The 15,466-nt window shown below is 74.0% G+C and carries 16 protein-coding genes; 11 read left to right on the top strand and 5 right to left on the bottom strand.

Going from position 1 to position 15,466, the window contains the following annotated elements; translation table 11 throughout:
• Nucleotides 1-63: 63 nt before the first annotated feature.
• Together ACZ4MO_RS03855 and ACZ4MO_RS03850 are read left to right on the top strand one after the other, a co-directional pair.
• A complete protein-coding gene (locus tag ACZ4MO_RS03855) occupies nucleotides 64-231 on the top strand; it encodes a DUF3117 domain-containing protein (RefSeq protein ID WP_064506638.1) in 168 nt (55 codons plus the stop codon).
• The gene (locus ACZ4MO_RS03850) at nucleotides 232-1,857 is read left to right on the top strand and encodes a M17 family metallopeptidase (protein WP_175008020.1); all 1,626 of its coding nucleotides are present in this window, start codon (nucleotides 232-234) and stop codon (nucleotides 1,855-1,857) included.
• Between the two features lie 9 nt (nucleotides 1,858-1,866).
• On the opposite strand, the gene ACZ4MO_RS03845 is transcribed toward ACZ4MO_RS03850, so the two are convergent.
• Entirely contained in the window at nucleotides 1,867-2,472 is a 606-nt protein-coding gene (locus ACZ4MO_RS03845; RefSeq protein WP_499278612.1) for an O-methyltransferase, read from the bottom strand.
• A gap of 234 nt (nucleotides 2,473-2,706) precedes the next feature.
• Here ACZ4MO_RS03845 and sigE point away from each other — a divergent pair, with 234 nt between their 5' ends.
• The 7 genes from sigE (at nucleotide 2,707) to ACZ4MO_RS03810 (ending at nucleotide 9,003) form a co-directional block, all read left to right on the top strand.
• Nucleotides 2,707-3,333 (top strand): RNA polymerase sigma factor SigE, encoded by a 627-nt coding sequence (gene sigE, locus ACZ4MO_RS03840; RefSeq protein WP_083385296.1) that lies wholly within the window; start codon nucleotides 2,707-2,709, stop codon nucleotides 3,331-3,333.
• A complete protein-coding gene (locus ACZ4MO_RS03835) occupies nucleotides 3,330-4,298 on the top strand; it encodes a zf-HC2 domain-containing protein (protein WP_175008021.1) in 969 nt (322 codons plus the stop codon). The genes sigE and ACZ4MO_RS03835 overlap by 4 nt, the downstream gene beginning before the upstream one ends.
• Nucleotides 4,295-5,734: a trypsin-like peptidase domain-containing protein gene (locus tag ACZ4MO_RS03830; protein ID WP_175008022.1), complete on the top strand. Its 1,440-nt coding sequence runs from the start codon at nucleotides 4,295-4,297 to the stop codon at nucleotides 5,732-5,734. Before ACZ4MO_RS03835 ends, ACZ4MO_RS03830 begins: the two co-directional genes overlap by 4 nt.
• A 9-nt stretch (nucleotides 5,735-5,743) precedes the next feature.
• Nucleotides 5,744-6,085: a twin-arginine translocase TatA/TatE family subunit gene (locus ACZ4MO_RS03825; RefSeq protein ID WP_175008023.1), complete on the top strand. Its 342-nt coding sequence runs from the start codon at nucleotides 5,744-5,746 to the stop codon at nucleotides 6,083-6,085.
• Nucleotides 6,086-6,153: 68 nt separating this feature from the next.
• Complete coding sequence (gene trpS, locus ACZ4MO_RS03820; protein WP_175008024.1) at nucleotides 6,154-7,245, top strand: tryptophan--tRNA ligase; 1,092 nt, start codon at nucleotides 6,154-6,156, stop codon at nucleotides 7,243-7,245.
• On the top strand, nucleotides 7,242-7,805 hold the full coding sequence (locus tag ACZ4MO_RS03815) for a 2'-5' RNA ligase family protein (RefSeq protein WP_108048052.1): 564 nt from the start codon (nucleotides 7,242-7,244) through the stop codon (nucleotides 7,803-7,805). The genes trpS and ACZ4MO_RS03815 overlap by 4 nt, the downstream gene beginning before the upstream one ends.
• Before the next feature lie 10 nt (nucleotides 7,806-7,815).
• On the top strand, nucleotides 7,816-9,003 hold the full coding sequence (locus ACZ4MO_RS03810; protein ID WP_186810351.1) for a YhjD/YihY/BrkB family envelope integrity protein: 1,188 nt from the start codon (nucleotides 7,816-7,818) through the stop codon (nucleotides 9,001-9,003).
• A 196-nt stretch (nucleotides 9,004-9,199) separates the two neighbouring features.
• Here the strand turns inward: ACZ4MO_RS03810 and ACZ4MO_RS03805 are convergent, their stop codons facing one another.
• The 4 genes from ACZ4MO_RS03805 to sdhC all read right to left on the bottom strand — a co-directional run bounded on the left by ACZ4MO_RS03805 (nucleotide 9,200) and on the right by sdhC (nucleotide 12,712).
• A complete protein-coding gene (locus tag ACZ4MO_RS03805; RefSeq protein WP_108048056.1) occupies nucleotides 9,200-9,967 on the bottom strand; it encodes a succinate dehydrogenase iron-sulfur subunit in 768 nt (255 codons plus the stop codon).
• Nucleotides 9,967-11,799 (bottom strand): succinate dehydrogenase flavoprotein subunit, encoded by a 1,833-nt coding sequence (sdhA, locus tag ACZ4MO_RS03800; protein ID WP_175008026.1) that lies wholly within the window; start codon nucleotides 11,797-11,799, stop codon nucleotides 9,967-9,969. The genes ACZ4MO_RS03805 and sdhA overlap by 1 nt, the downstream gene beginning before the upstream one ends.
• Before the next feature lie 71 nt (nucleotides 11,800-11,870).
• A complete protein-coding gene (locus ACZ4MO_RS03795) occupies nucleotides 11,871-12,329 on the bottom strand; it encodes a succinate dehydrogenase hydrophobic membrane anchor subunit (RefSeq protein WP_175008027.1) in 459 nt (152 codons plus the stop codon).
• Complete coding sequence (gene sdhC / locus ACZ4MO_RS03790; RefSeq protein WP_021481379.1) at nucleotides 12,329-12,712, bottom strand: succinate dehydrogenase, cytochrome b556 subunit; 384 nt, start codon at nucleotides 12,710-12,712, stop codon at nucleotides 12,329-12,331. The genes ACZ4MO_RS03795 and sdhC overlap by 1 nt, the downstream gene beginning before the upstream one ends.
• Before the next feature lie 235 nt (nucleotides 12,713-12,947).
• Between sdhC and ACZ4MO_RS03785 the strand changes: the two genes are divergently transcribed.
• Both ACZ4MO_RS03785 and ACZ4MO_RS03780 read left to right on the top strand, forming a co-directional pair.
• The gene (locus tag ACZ4MO_RS03785) at nucleotides 12,948-14,096 is read left to right on the top strand and encodes a sugar phosphate nucleotidyltransferase (RefSeq protein WP_175008028.1); all 1,149 of its coding nucleotides are present in this window, start codon (nucleotides 12,948-12,950) and stop codon (nucleotides 14,094-14,096) included.
• Nucleotides 14,093-15,322, top strand: a complete 1,230-nt coding sequence (locus ACZ4MO_RS03780) for an amidohydrolase (protein WP_175008029.1) — start codon at nucleotides 14,093-14,095, stop codon at nucleotides 15,320-15,322. Before ACZ4MO_RS03785 ends, ACZ4MO_RS03780 begins: the two co-directional genes overlap by 4 nt.
• Nucleotides 15,323-15,466 lie beyond the last annotated feature (144 nt).

The following is a 15,466-nucleotide window of genomic DNA, read 5'->3' as shown; positions in this document are numbered from 1 at the left end:
GTCGGACGCCCCTCCTCGCGCGTGCGGGGTGGACTCGGGACAAACGGAAATGGAGTGCCATCGATGGCTGCGATGAAGCCGCGGACGGGTGACGGACCGCTGGAGGTCACCAAGGAAGGGCGAGGCATCGTCATGCGGGTCCCGCTCGAGGGTGGCGGGCGTCTGGTGGTCGAGCTCAACGCGACCGAGGCCAGCGAGCTGGGTGAGGCGCTCCAGGCCGTGGTGGGCTGATTGCCCGCACGTGAGCGCCGGGTCTCCGGAACCACGGAGATCCCGCGCGCGCTGCCGGAGGTGGTCGGCGCACGGGGCACGCTGAGCGACGCCCCGCTCGTCGACGAGTCACAGGCCGACGCGGTCGTGGTCGGCGTCGCGCCGCCGCGCGAGCCGGAGGACGGGCTGCAGCCGCGCGCCGGCACGGTCGACGCCACCGTGCGGTACGGCGTGGACCTCGCCGAGCTGGCCGAGCGGGCGGGCGGCCCGGGCTTCCGCGGCGCGGCCGGCGAGGTCGTGCGCGTGGACCTGCCGCGGGCGCACGTCGGGTCGACGACCCGGCTGCCGTGGGCGGGCCTGCCGCCCCGTCTCCTGCTGCTCGGCGTCGGCGCCGGGACCGCGACGGACCTGCGCCGCGCCGGTGCCGCGCTGGCCCGGGCGTCCCGCGGCCTCGAGCGGGTCCTGAGCGCCGTGACCGCGGACGCCGGTGCCGCCGAGGTCCGCGCCTACGTCGAGGGCTACCTGCTCGCCGCGTACGCCCAGCCGCGACGGGGCGAGGCGCCGGCAGGCACGGAGACCGCCGCCGCGCAGCTCGTGCTGCTCACGCCGCCCGACCGTCCCGACGTCGCGGCACCGATCGAGGCGGCGACCCGCGCGGCCGCCGCGACGTGGCTCGTGCGCGACCTCGCGAACACGCCGTCCGACGTCAAGGACCCCGCCTGGTTCGCCGACCGCGCGCTCGGGCTGGCCGACGAGCTCGGCCTCGACACCACCCTCCGCGGCCCCGCCGAGCTCGCCACGGAGGGCTTCGGCGCGCTCCTGGCCGTGGGCGCCGGCTCGGCGCGCGGGCCCCGGCTCCTCACCGTCACCTACGACCCCGCGGACCACGGCGTGGCCCCGGCGAAGGGCCGTTCCGCGCCTCGCCACGTGGTCGTCGTCGGCAAGGGCATCACCTACGACACGGGCGGCCTGTCCATCAAGCCGCGCGAGGCGATGGTGCCCATGAAGACCGACATGGCGGGCGCCGCCGTCGCGCTCGCCGTCGTGCTCGGGGCCGCCCGTGCACGCTCGGACCGGCGAGTGACCGCCGTGCTGCCGCTCGCGGAGAACCACGTCGGCGCGGCGTCGTACCGCCCGGGCGACGTGCTGCGCACGTGGTCGGGCCGCACGGTGGAGGTCGCGAACACCGATGCCGAGGGCCGCCTCGTCCTCGCCGACGCCGTCGCGTACGCCGTGCAGGAGCTCGCTCCCGACGTGCTCGTGGACGTCGCGACGCTCACCGGCGCGGCCAGCGTGGGCCTGGGTCGGGGCCACGGCGCGCTGTTCGCGACCGACGAGGAGGTCGCCGACGCGCTCGAGCACGCCGCCCTCGCCACGGGCGAGCGGGTGTGGCGGATGCCGCTCGTCGAGGACTACGCGGGTGCGCTGCGCTCCGACGTCGCCGACCTGCGGCACGTCCCGGTCGAGAGCCCCGGCGGCGGGGCGATCACGGCCGCCCTGTTCCTCCGGGAGTTCGTGGGCGACGTGCCCTGGGCCCACCTCGACGTCGCGGGGCCCGCGCGCGCGACGGCGGACCGCCACGAGGTCGTGGCCGGGGCGACGGGCTTCGGCGCCCGGCTGCTGCTCGAGGCGCTCGACCGGCTCTGACGCGCCGGGTCAGCGGCGGACGGCGAGCAGGAGGCCGTCGCCGCTGGGCAGCAGCGCCGGCAGCACGCGCTCGTCGGACCGGAGCGACCGGCCGACCTCCCGGACGATCGTCGTGACCTCGTCGCGCCGCGCGGGGTCGGCGACACGGTCGTGGGACAGCGCGCCGTCGACCGCCAGCACGCCGCCCGGGCGCAGGAGGCGCAGCCCCTGCTCCACGTACTCGGGGTAGCTGTGCTTGTCCGCCCCGACGAGGACGAGGTCGTACGCGGCGTCGGTGAGGCGGGGGAGCACGTCGCTCGCGCGGCCCGGGATGGTGCGCGTGCGGGACGCGGGCACACCCTCCTCCGCGAACGCGGCCTTGGCCGCGCGCTGGTGCTCGACCTCGACGTCGATGGTCGTCAGCACGCCGTCGGCGGGCATGCCACGCAGGAGCCAGATCGAGGCGACGCCCGTGCCGGTGCCGATCTCGACCACCGCGCGGGCCGCGAGGGACGCGGCGAGGACCTGGAGCACCGCCCCGACGCCGGGGAGGACCGCGGGGCAGCCGAGCTCGGCCGCACGGTCGCGTGCCCGCAGGAGGACCTCGTCCTCGGGGACGAACTCCTCGCTGTACACCCAGCTCGCCGCCTTCGCGCTGCGGTGGGTGCCGACGTCGCTGGTGATCGGGTCCTCCTGGTGGTCCGTCGTCCGGCCCCGGGGCCGGGCCGGGCGCTGTCTCGGATCGTACCCGCCCCCTCCCACACCGGCCCGTTCCCGCGCCGCGCGCGTGTGCACGGGCGGTGGACGTCACGCGCACGTCCCGCGCGGGGCGGGGAACACGCGCCAGGCGTGGCGCGTTCTTCTGGGACGATGGACCACGTGGACGACGCACGACCCAGGACCGGCACGCACGGCACGCAGGACGCGGGCACGTGGGTGCCGCCGTCGTGGGACGCGATCGTGCGGGAGCACTCGGCGCGCGTCTACCGGCTCGCCTACCGCCTGACGGGCAACCGCCAGGACGCGGAGGACCTCACGCAGGAGACGTTCGTCCGGGTGTTCCGCTCGCTGTCGAGCTACACCCCGGGCACGTTCGAGGGCTGGCTCCACCGGATCACGACCAACCTCTTCCTCGACCAGGTCCGGCGCAAGCAGCGCATCCGGATGGAGGCCATGGGCGACGACGACGGGCACTACCCGGCGCGCGCCGAGGCCCAGCCGGAGCGCGGGTTCGAGCACGCGAACCTCGACCACGACGTCCAGCGCGCGCTCGACGCGCTCTCGCCCGAGTACCGGGCCGCCGTCGTGCTGTGCGACATCGAGGGCCTGTCCTACGAGGAGATCGCCGTGACGCTCGGCATCAAGCTCGGCACGGTCCGCTCGCGGATCCACCGCGCGCGCTCCCAGCTCCGCGCCGCCCTGCCGCACCGCGACCCCGCGGAGCGCCCGGCGTCGGACGACGCACCGACCGCCGTGGGCGCCCGGGGGGTGGCGTGACCCATCTCGGCTCGCGGCTCTCCGCGCTCGTCGACGGGCAGCTGTCGCCCGCCGAGGCGGAGCGCGCCCTGGAGCACGTGGCCTGCTGCCCGCGGTGCGCGGCCGAGCTCGCCGCGGCCCGGGCGGCCCGGCGCGCGCTGAGCGCGGCCGGACCGGTGGAGCCGGCGCCGGACCTCGCCGCACGCCTGCTCGCGCTCTCCGCCGAGATCCCGCCGACGGACGGCGACCCGCTGCGTGCGGCACCCGCACCGAGCGACCCCTGGGCCGCCTCCGCGACGCTCCCGCGCGGCGCCTGGAGCGGCGACGTGCGCCGGGGCTCGCTCCGGCGGCGCGTCGTCGGTCTCGTCGTCGGCGGCGTCGGGGTCGCCGCGGTCGGCCTCTTCGCGCTGGGGGAGAGCCCTCTCGTGACGCCCGACCTGCACCGCAGCGACCCGCTCACCGTGCTCGCGCAGGCGGCGCCCCGGACCACCGGCGCGCTCGTCGTCGGCGGGGTGCGCACCGACGGCCCGGACGGCGGCACGGGCGCCGCGTCGGTCGTCGACGGCGGCGCGTCCGCGCTCGCGGCCCTCGCGGCGCAGGGCTGGTCCTGCCCCACACCGCTCCCGGACGGCTTCCGCGTGGCGGACGTGCGCGACGACGCGCGGCGCGGCGTGCTGGAGATCGACCTCGAGGCGCCCGGCGGGGAGGCGGTCGTGCGCGAGCAGGCGGGACTGCTCGACACGTCGGCGATCGCCGGCAGCGAGACCTGGGACGTGGACGGCCGTCGGGTGCACGTGCTGTCTCAGGAGCCGTGGCACGTGGTGTGGCAGTCGGGCGACACGGTGATCGACGTCGTCGCGGACACCGAGCAGGAGACGGTCGCCGCCCTCGTGGCGGCGTTCCCGGCCCGTGACTACGATGCCGGGGTCCCGGCGCGCATCTCCCGGGGCTGGACGACCATGACAGGAGCGCTCGGCACCTCATGACCGACCCCCAGACCGGACCGGAGCAGCCCGGTCCGCGCGACGCTGCGCCGAACCCGTTCGCGCCGCCGTCGGCCTACCGCAGCGTGCCCGTCCCGCCGTCCGCCGACGCGCCACGTCCCACCGAGGGCGGGGCCTCGGGGCACGTCCCGCCCGCGTACGGCCCGGGACCGGTCCCGCCGCCGCCCGCAGCGCCCGCGCCCACGGAGCCCTCGACCGCGGGGTCCACGGACCCCTGGGAGCGGCTGAGCGCGTTCGGCCAGCCCGAGGCGCCGACGCGCCCGGGCGGGTCCGTCGACCCGACCCTCGTGGGCGTGCCCCGCGGCGCCGTCGGGGCCGCGCCGCGGCGTGGCCTGCGCCCGGCCGCGGTGGCGGGCGTCGCGGTGCTCGCGCTCGTCGCGGGTGCCGTCGGCGGCGTCGCCGCCGATCGTCTCGCCGACCCGCGATCCTCCGGCTCGTCGGTCTCGGCGCTGCCGCCCGCGAGCGTCGAGCCCGGCGCGGACCGCCCGGACGGGTCGGTGGCGGACATCGCCGCGACCGTGCTGCCGAGCGTCGTCTCGCTCCAGGTGCGCGGCGCCGACGGCGTCGCGACGGGCTCCGGGTTCGTGCTGCGGGAGGACGGCTTCATCCTCACGAACAACCACGTCGTCGCGTCGGCCGCCGACGGTGGCGACATCGTCGTGCTCTTCTCCGACGGGCACGAGAGCCCTGCCGAGCTCGTCGGGCGGACGGTCGACTACGACCTGGCGGTCGTCAAGGTCGAGGACTCGGGCCTCACGCCGCTCGCGCTCGGCGACTCCGACGCGGTGGTCGTCGGGGACCCGGTGGTGGCGATCGGTGCGCCGCTCGGGCTGAACGGGACCGTCACCACGGGGATCATCAGCGCGCTCAACCGCCCGGTCCAGGCCGGCGCCGCGGCGGAGACGGCCTTCATCAACGCGATCCAGACGGACGCGGCGATCAACCCGGGCAACTCCGGCGGCCCGCTCGTCGACGGCCGCGGCCAGGTCGTCGGCATCAACTCGGCCATCGCGCAGCCGCCGGGGAGCGGCGAGGCCACGGGCAGCATCGGCCTCGGGTTCGCCATCCCGTCCAACCAGGCCCGTCGTACCGCCGAACAGCTCATCGCCGACGGCGTCGCGACGTACCCCGTGATCGGCGTGCTCCTCGACCAGCGCTACCAGGGTGAGGGCGTGCAGGTCTCGACCGACGCGCAGTCCGGCACGCCCGCGGTGACGCCCGACGGCCCGGCGGACGCGGCCGGGATCCGGCCCGGGGACGTGATCCTGTCCATCGACGGCCGGCCCGTCACGGAGTCGGACGAGCTCATCGTCGCGATCCGGGCGAAGGCACCGGGGGACGCGGTGACCCTGCGCGTGCGGACCGGCGACCAGGAGCGCGACGTGCGCGTCGTCCTCGACGAAGCCACGAGCGAGTAGTCTGTCGGCGTGTTCGGGATCAACGGAGCCGAGTTCGTCGTGCTCCTCATCGTGGCGGTCGTCGTCATCGGTCCCGAGCGCCTGCCGCGCTACGCGGAGCAGCTCGGGGCGTTCGTGCGGTCCGCGCGGGGATACCTGCGCGACGCGAAGTCGCGCGTGGACGCGGAGCTCGGCGAGGAGCTGTCGGACGTCGACTGGGCCAAGCTCGACCCGCGCCAGTACGACCCGCGCCGGATCGTGCGCGAGGCGCTCCTGGACGACGATCCGCTGCCCGAGCGCGTCTCCCCGCCCCCGCCGCCCGCGCCGGTCGCGCAGACGGGGCCTGCCCCGTTCGACGACGAGGCCACCTGACCCCGCTCTCGGACCGCGGCGCGACGGGCGATTCGTTCCGGCGCCCGAGCACCTGTCAGAATGGGGCAATGTCCATCGAGGCGACGCACATCGGTCCGGCACCGGTCCCGGAGACCACGCAGGAGCCCGGGAGCCCGACGGGCACCCGGCCACGGATCCTCTCGGGCATGCAGCCCACGGAGGACTCGCTGCAGCTCGGGAACTACATCGGTGCGCTGCGCCAGTGGGTCTCCCTCCAGGACGCGTACGACGCCCTGTACTGCGTCGTGGACCTCCACGCGCTGACCGTCAACCCGGACCCGGAGCGGCTCCGCGAGCGCACGCGCCGCACGGCCGCGCAGTACCTCGCCGGCGGCGTGGACCCGGACCGTTCCGCGCTGTTCGTCCAGTCGCACGTGCCGCAGCACGCCGAGCTGTCCTGGGTGCTGTCGTGCCAGACGGGCTTCGGCGAGGCGGGCCGTATGACCCAGTTCAAGGACAAGTCCGCGAAGCAGGGCGCCGACGGCACGACCGTCGGGCTGTTCACGTACCCCGTGCTCATGGCGGCGGACATCCTGCTCTACGACGCGGCCCTCGTGCCGGTCGGCGAGGACCAGCGCCAGCACCTCGAGCTCACGCGTGACCTCGCCGAGCGGCTCAACGCCCGCTTCGGCGACGGGACGGCCGTCGTGCCGGAGGCCCACATCGTCCGGTCGGTCGCGAAGATCTACGACCTCCAGGAGCCGACGGCGAAGATGAGCAAGTCCTCGTCGAACGGCAAGGGCGTCATCTGGCTGCTCGACGACCCGAAGGTCGCCGCCAAGCGGATCCGGTCGGCCGCGACCGACTCCGGCACCGAGATCCACTACGACCCCGTCGCCAAGCCCGGGGTGTCGAACCTGCTGACCATCTACTCGGCGCTCACCGGCCGCGACGTCGAGGCGATCGCCGCCGAGTACGACGGCCAGGGGTACGGGCGCCTCAAGGTCGACCTGGCGGACGTCGTCGTCGACTTCCTCGTGCCGTTCCAGGAGCGCGCGAACACGTACCTGGCAGACCCTGCCGAGCTCGACGCGGTGCTCGCGCGCGGTGCGCAGAAGGCCCGCGAGATCGCGGCCGGCACGCTCGCGCGCATCTACGACCGCGTCGGCCTGCTGCCCGTGGGCGGGACGACCGCGTGAACCTCCCGGAGCGCGAGCCCCATCAGGTGCGGATCGGCATCGCGATCGAGGTGCCCGAGCCGTTCGCGACCCAGCTCCAGGACGCGCGCGCACGCTTCGGCGACCCGCTCGCACGGTCGATCCCGCCGCACGTGACGCTCCTCGGGCCGACGGTCCTGGACCGGACCGCGCTCGACACGGCGCGTGCGCACCTGGCCGAGGTCGCGTCGACGGCGTCGCCGTTCCGCCTCCACCTGCGGGGGAGCGCGACGTTCCGGCCCGTCTCGCCCGTGGTGTTCGTCCAGGTGGTCGAGGGCATCGCGGAGTGCGAGCACCTCGAGAGCGCGATCCGCACCGGCCCCCTCGCCCAGGACCTGCGGTTCAACTACCACCCGCACGTGACGGTCGCCCACGAGGTGCCGGAAGCGGCGCTCGACGCCGCGTTCGACCAGATGGCGACCTACGAGGCGCAGTTCGACGTCGCGGGCTTCTCGCTCTACGAGCACGGGGACGACGGCGTCTGGCGCCCCGAGCAGCTGTTCCCGCTCGGCGCGGATGCCGGGGGAGCGACCGCCTCGTAGGGTTCGGGGCGTGACGCCGCCCCGCCCTGCCGCACCTCGCGCGGTCGCACGCACGCGCGAGCGGGTGGACGCGCTCGTCGAGCGCTGGAAGGACAGCCGGCCCGGCCGTGCGACCTACCGGTACCTGTACGCGCGCGGCGCGCTCCTGTGCGGCGGCATCGCGTACTCCGCGCTGTTCTCGCTGTTCGCCGCGCTGACGATCGGCTACACCGTCTTCATGCGGATCCTGGGCGGACGCCAGGAGCTCATGGACGTCGTCTTCGGGGAGATCAACGAGCTCGTCCCCGGGCTCATCGCCCTCGACGGCCAGCCGGGCGCCATCCGGCCCGACCAGCTCCTGCTGGACTCCGGGCTCAGCGTCACGAGCGTCGTCGCGGGCGTGGTGCTGCTCTTCTCCGTCGTGTCGTTCATGTACCACCTGCGTGGCGCCGTGCGGACCATGTTCGGCGTGAGCGACGTCGGCCAGAGCCCGGTGCTCGCCCGGGCGCGCGCCCTCCTCGGCTTCTTCCTCCTCGCGCTCTTCCTCCTCGTCTCCGCGGTGGCCGGCATCGCCGTCACGTCCCTGGGCAACCAGATCCTCGAGGCGATCGGGTTCTCCGGGGGGCCCGCCGTCCTCGTGACCGGTGCGGGCCTCGTCGTGAGCGTCCTGCTCGACGCGCTCGTCGTGGTCGTCGTCGTGCGGCTCCTCGCCGGCGTGCGGGTCCGACGCCGCGACCTCCTCGTCGGGTCGCTCACCGCTGCCGTCGGGTTCGGGGTGCTCCGCTACCTCGGGTCGTCGTTCGTCGAGAGCAGCGCCACGCGGAACGCCCTCCTGGCGTCGTTCGCCGTCCTCGTGACGCTGCTGCTCCTCGTCAACTTCACCGCGCGCATCCTCCTGGCCGTGTGCGCGTGGATGGCGAACCCGCCCCGCCCGCCCGACCCGGTGCCCGACGGTGCCCGGCACGCGCGCGACGGCCGCCCCGAGCTGCCCCTGCTCGGCGGCGACCAGACGAGCGACGGCCGCCACCTGCGGGCGCCGCGCCACGTCGTCGGGCACGCGCGGGACGACGTCGAGACCGGACGCCTGGACGTCGAGGGCGCTCGCGACGACGTCGTCCCGTCGGTCGAGGAGGACGTGCGCGCCGGCCACGGCTCGCACCGTCCCTGGAGCCCCGTCGTCCGCGGTGTCCGGCGGGCCCGCCTGCCGCGCGGCACGTGACCGCGTGCGCGCGGCGCGTCGAGGTCGGCACCTGCGGCCGAGATCGGCACGTGCAGCTGCCGATCTCCACTGCGGCTGCCGACCTCGGTCGGGACTGCCGAACGCTGGTGCGGAGGCCGCGCGCCACGGCGCCACCCGGGCACGACGAAGGGCGCCGACCGTACGGTCGGCGCCCTTCGTCGGCGGTGCGGGGGTGTCAGAACGCGCGGGTGATCATCGCGCGCTTGACCTCCTGGATCGCCTTCGTGACCTCGATGCCGCGGGGGCACGCCTCGGTGCAGTTGAAGGTCGTGCGGCAGCGCCACACGCCCTCCTTGTCGTTGAGGATCTCGAGGCGCTGCGTGGCGCCCTCGTCGCGGCTGTCGAAGATGAACCGGTGCGCGTTGACGATGGCGGCCGGGCCGAAGTACTGCCCGTCGGTCCAGAACACCGGGCAGGACGACGTGCACGCGGCGCACAGGATGCACTTGGTGGTGTCGTCGAAGCGCTCGCGCTGCGCGGCGGACTGGAGGCGCTCCTTGCTCGGCTCGTTGCCGGACGTGATGAGGAACGGCATGATCTCGCGGTAGGACGCGAAGAACGGCTCCATGTCCACGACGAGGTCCTTGACCACGGGCAGGCCCTTGATGGGCTCGACCGTGATCGGCTTGTCGGGGTTGACGTCCTTGAGCAGCGTCTTGCACGCGAGCCGGTTGCGACCGTTGATGCGCATCGCGTCCGACCCGCACACGCCGTGCGCGCACGAGCGGCGGAACGTCAGGGAGCCGTCGTGCTCCCACTTGATCTTGTGCAGGGCGTCGAGCACGCGGTCGGTGCCGTGCGCCTGGACGGTGAACTCGTCCCAGTACGCCTCCTCGCCGTGCTCCGACTCGGGGGAGTAGCGGCGGACGCGGAGCGTGACCTCGAACGAGGGGATCTCCCCGGCCTTGGCCTCGGCGGCCGGGCTCTCGAGTGTGGCAGTCATCAGTACTTCCGCTCCATGGGCTCGTACCGGGTCTGGGTGACGGGCTTGGAGCCCAGGGCGACCTTGTAGCCGTCGAACTGCTCGACGTGGTCGAAGTAGCCCGCGACGTGCCCGTCGGCGACGTCGCTGGCGGACGTCGGCCGGCGGTAGGCCATCGTGTGCAGCATGTAGTTGGCGTCGTCGCGGTCCGGGAAGTCCTCGCGGTAGTGGCCGCCCCGGGACTCCTTGCGGTTGATCGCCGCGACCACGGTCACCTCGGCGATGTCGAGGAGGAACCCGAGCTCGATCGCCTCGAGGAGGTCGGTGTTGAACAGGCGGCCCTTGTCCTGCACGGACACGTTCTTGTAGCGCTTCTGCAGGTCGCGGATGTCCGCGAGGGCCTGGTTGAGCGACTCGCCCGTGCGGAACACCTGGGCGTTGGCGTCCATGGTCTCCTGGAGCGCCTTGCGGACGTCGGCGACGCGCTCGCCGTCGGGACGGTTGCGCATCTCCTCGAGCTGCGCGACGACGGCCGCGGCAGGGTTCTCCGGGAGCTCGCTGTACGACGCGGTCGCGGCGTAGGCGGCCGCGGTGCGGCCGGCACGCTTGCCGAAGACGTTGATGTCGAGCAGCGAGTTGGTGCCGAGACGGTTGGAGCCGTGCACGCTGACGCACGCGACCTCACCGGCCGCGTAGAGGCCCTTGACGACGTTGTGGCTGTCGCGCAGCACCTCGGCGTCGACGTTCGTCGGGATGCCGCCCATCGCGTAGTGCGCGGTGGGGTACACGGGCACGGGCTCGGTGTACGGCTCGATCCCGAGGTACGTCCGCGCGAACTCGGTGATGTCGGGGAGCTTGGCGTCGATGTGCGCGGGCTCGAGGTGCGTGAGGTCGAGCAGGACGTAGTCCTTGTTCGGCCCGGCACCGCGGCCCTCGCGGACCTCGTTCGCCATGGACCGGGCGACGATGTCGCGCGGGGCGAGGTCCTTGATGGTGGGGGCGTAGCGCTCCATGAAGCGCTCGCCGTCCGCGTTGCGCAGGATGCCGCCCTCGCCGCGGGCGGCCTCCGAGAGGAGGATGCCGAGGCCCGCGAGGCCGGTCGGGTGGAACTGGAAGAACTCCATGTCCTCGAGCGGCAGGCCGCGACGGTAGGCCAGCGCCATGCCGTCGCCGGTGAGCGTGTGCGCGTTGGACGTCGTCTTGAAGATCTTGCCCGCGCCACCGGTGGCGAAGATGATCGCCTTCGCCTGGAAGACGTGGATCTCGCCGGTCGCGAGGTCGTAGGCGACGACGCCGGTCGCGGTGACCGTCTCGTCGTCGGGGATCTCGCCCGCGGAGAGGTCGTGGTCGGTGATGAGGTCGAGGACGTAGAACTCGTTGAAGAACTCGACGTCCTGCTTGACGCACTGCTGGTAGAGCGTCTGGAGGATCATGTGCCCGGTGCGGTCCGCGGCGTAGCACGAGCGGCGCACCGCGGCCTCGCCGTGGTTGCGGGTGTGCCCGCCGAACCGGCGCTGGTCGATGCGGCCCTCGGGCGTGCGGTTGAACGGCAGGCCCATGCGCTCGAGGTCGAGCACCGCGTCGATGGCCTCCTTGGCCATGATCTCCGCGGCGTCCTGGTCGACGAGGTAGTCGCCGCCCTTGACCGTGTCGAACGTGTGCCACTCCCAGTTGTCCTCCTCCACGTTCGCGAGCGCGGCGCACATGCCGCCCTGCGCGGCGCCCGTGTGCGAGCGCGTGGGGTAGAGCTTGGAGATGACGGCCGTCCGGACCTTGCCGGACGACTCCAGCGCCGCGCGCATCCCGGCGCCGCCTGCGCCGACGATGACGACGTCGTACTGATGGGTTTGCATCGGGGTCGATGCCTCCTGGGAGAGAGCCGGGTGGAGCGAGAGGAAGACGGGGGCGAGCGGTGGTGCGGTGCTCAGGCCGTGCAGAACGACGCGAGCAGCTCGGCCGGCGCGTTCGGGGGGCACGGCTCGAACGTGAAGATCACGAGCGTGCCGAGGACCGTGACGATGGTGAACGCCAGGTACAGCGCGAGCTTGAGGACGAGGCGGGTGCCGTCGCGCTCCGCGTAGTCGTTGATGATCGTCCGGACGCCGTTGGTGCCGTGGAACATGGCCAGCCAGAGCATGAGCAGGTCCCAGATCTGCCAGAACGGCGAGGCCCACTTGCCGGCGACGAAGCCGAAGTCGATCGCGTGCACACCCTCGCCGACCATGAGGTTGACGAAGAGGTGACCGAAGATGAGGACGATCAGCACGACGCCGGACGCGCGCATGAAGATCCAGCTGTACAGCTCGTAGTTGCTGCGCGTCGCCTTGCGGCGCTTGTACGGGTCGCGCGGGCTCGCGACCTCGACCGTGGGTGCGGCGGCCATCAGTGCCCCCCTCCGAAGACGTTCATCAGGTGGCGCGGCAGGAACCCGGCCATCGTCACGACGAACAGCCCGACGACGACCCAGAGCATCGTGCGCTGGTACCGCGGGCCCTTGGACCAGAAGTCGACCAGGATGATGCGGATGCCGTTGAAGGCGTGGAACACGATGGCCGCGACGAGCCCCGCCTCACCGATGCCCATGATCGGCGTCTGGTACGTCCCGATGACGGCGTTGTACGCCTCGGGCGAGACCCGCACGAGCGCCGTGTCGAGCACGTGCACGAGCAGGAAGAAGAAGATGAGCACGCCGGTCACGCGATGCGCGACCCACGACCACATGCCTTCACGGCCGCGGTAGAGCGTGCCAGCTGGTGCACTGGGCACTTTGGGGGCCTCCTGTGGCGAGATCAGGGGGGAGATGTCACGTTCCGGCCGTGGCCCGGAACTCCCTCAGTCCGGACCCCGGGACCGTCGTCGGCATCGGTCTCAGGGCTTCCACCATAGTGACATCGACGTCATGATGCGGACCGCCGGGTGCGGCGGAACCGCGCTCCGCGGGGGGTTTGTGACTGATCCCACAGCCCGCGGGGGAACTGCGGCCCTCACTATGCTGGCCCTCATGGCCTCTTCGCCGCACGACTCCTCCGGCCCGTCCGGGTCTCCGATCCCCGGCTTCTTCGCCGTCGTCCCCGCGGGAGGCGCCGGCACCCGGCTGTGGCCGCTCTCGCGCGCGGGCTCGCCGAAGTTCCTGCTCGACCTCACCGGCTCGGGCCGCTCCCTGCTCCAGGCCACGGTGGACCGGCTCGTGCCGCTCGCGGGGGAGCACGGCGTCGTGCTCGTCACGGGGGACCGGCACGTCGCGGCGGCGCGCACGCAGCTCCCGGCCCTCCCGGCCGAGAACGTGCTCGCGGAGCCGTCGCCCCGGGACTCGATGGCGGCCATCGGGCTGGCCGCGGCGGTGCTCGACGCACGGCACGGCGACGTCGTCGTCGGGTCGTTCGCCGCGGACCAGGTGATCACGGGCCGTGACTCCTTCGAGTCGTCGGTGCGGGAGGCGGTGGAGGCGGCGCGCGCCGGGTACGTCGTGACGATCGGCATCGCGGCGTCGCGGCCGTCGACGGCGTTCGGGTACGTGCACAGCGGCGCCCCGCTCGGTGTCGCGGGCGCGCCGACCGCGCAGCACGTGCGCGGCTTCACGGAGAAGCCCGACGCCGCGACCGCGCAGCGCTACCTCGCGTCCGGGGAGTACCGCTGGAACGCCGGCATGTTCATCGTGCGCTCGTCGGTGCTCCTCGGGCACCTCGCGGACCAGCGCCCCGAGCTGCACGACGGCCTGCGCGCGATCGCGGCCGCGTGGGACGGGCCCGACCGCGACCGCGTGCTGGCGGAGCGGTGGCCCGCGCTCGAGCGGATCGCGATCGACCACGCGGTGGCCGAGCCGGTCGCCGCGGTCGGCGGCGTCGCCGTGGTCCCCGGCACGTTCGGGTGGGACGACGTGGGCGACTTCAACTCCCTCGCCGCCCTCCTGCCGTCCGTCGACGGGGCGGGCTCCAAGGTGCTCGGCGACACGGGGCGCGTCGTGCGCCGCGAGAGCGCCGGCTCGGTCGTCGTGCCGGCGAGCGACCGCGTCGTGACCGTCCTCGGTCTCGACGACGTCGTCGTGGTCGACACCCCGGACGCGCTCCTCGTCACGACGCGGGCGCGCGCGCAGCAGGTGAAGTCGATGGTCGACACGGTGCGCGAGCTCGGGATGGACGAGCTCCTGTGAGCGCCGACGTGACCCTCGCTGCCCGCATCGGGGCCGCCGTCGCGCGGCACGTGGACGAGGTCGTGGCGATCCGCCGGGACATCCACGCCCACCCCGAGGTCTCGCGCGCCGAGACGCGCACGACGGCGCTGCTCGCCGACCGCCTGCGCGCCGCGGGCCTCGAGCCTCGCCTCCTGCCGGGCACGGGGCTGGTGTGCGACGTCGGCCCGGAGCCGGGCACGGCCACCGCCGGCGTGCCCGACGGCGCGGCCGTCCCGCCGGGCCGTGTCGCCCTGCGCGCGGACATCGACGCGCTGCCGCTGCAGGACCGCTGCGGCCTCCCGTGGGCGTCGACCGTGCCGGGTGTCGCGCACGCGTGCGGCCACGACGTGCACACGGCGGTCGTGCTCGGTGCCGGGCTCGTGCTCGCGGACCTCCACGCCCAGGGCGAGCTGAGCCGCGGCGTGCGGCTCGTGCTCCAGCCCGCGGAGGAGGTCCAGCCGGGCGGGTCGCTCGACGTGCTCGCGGCCGGGGCGATGGACGGCGTCGACGAGATCTACGCCGTGCACTGCGACCCGAAGGTCGACGTGGGCCGCATCGGCACGCGGATCGGCCCGATCACGTCGGCGTCCGACGAGGTCTCGGTGACGATCGCGTCCCCGGGCGGCCACACGTCGCGCCCGCACCTGACCGGCGACGTGGTGTACGCGCTGGGCCAGGTCATCACGCAGGTCCCCGCGGTGCTCGGCCGTCGGCTGGACCCGCGCTCGGGCGTGAACCTCACGTGGGGCGCCGTCCACGCGGGCTCCGCGCACAACGCCATCCCGAGCACCGGCACGGTCCGCGGCACCCTGCGCTGCCTCGACGTGCGCGCGTGGGAGTTCGCAGGGCAGGTGCTGCACGACGCCGTGGAGCAGGTCGTCGCGCCGTACGAGGTCGAGGTGACCGTGCACCACACGCGCGGCGTCCCGCCTGTCGAGAACGACGAGCGCTGCACCGGGCTGCTGGAGGCCGCCGCGCGCGACGTGCTCGGCCCGGACAGCGTGGTGCTCACCGAGCAGTCGCTCGGGGGAGAGGACTTCGCCTGGTACCTGACGAAGGTGCCCGGGGCGATGGCACGCCTCGGCACGCGGACGCCGGGCGGGCGCAGCTACGACATCCACCAGGGCGACCTCCAGGTGGACGAGCGCGCGATCGGCCTGGGCATGCGGCTCCTGGCGCGCGTCGCCGCGGGCCAGGACGGGTGACGCGGTCCCGACCCGTGGACAGGGGTGTGTCACGCCTCAGACGCAAAGTGACGCTTGCATAACGAAGCGCCCGCGTTACCGGCAAGTAACGTGCTGGACCCCTCGGGCTGATTAGTGTTCGGTCGTATAGAGGCCGACGGACCG

Source organism: Sphaerisporangium cinnabarinum (assembly GCF_055567015.1).
Note: the sequence above shows the minus strand (reverse complement) of the source record. Positions and strands in the feature narration are given on the sequence as shown.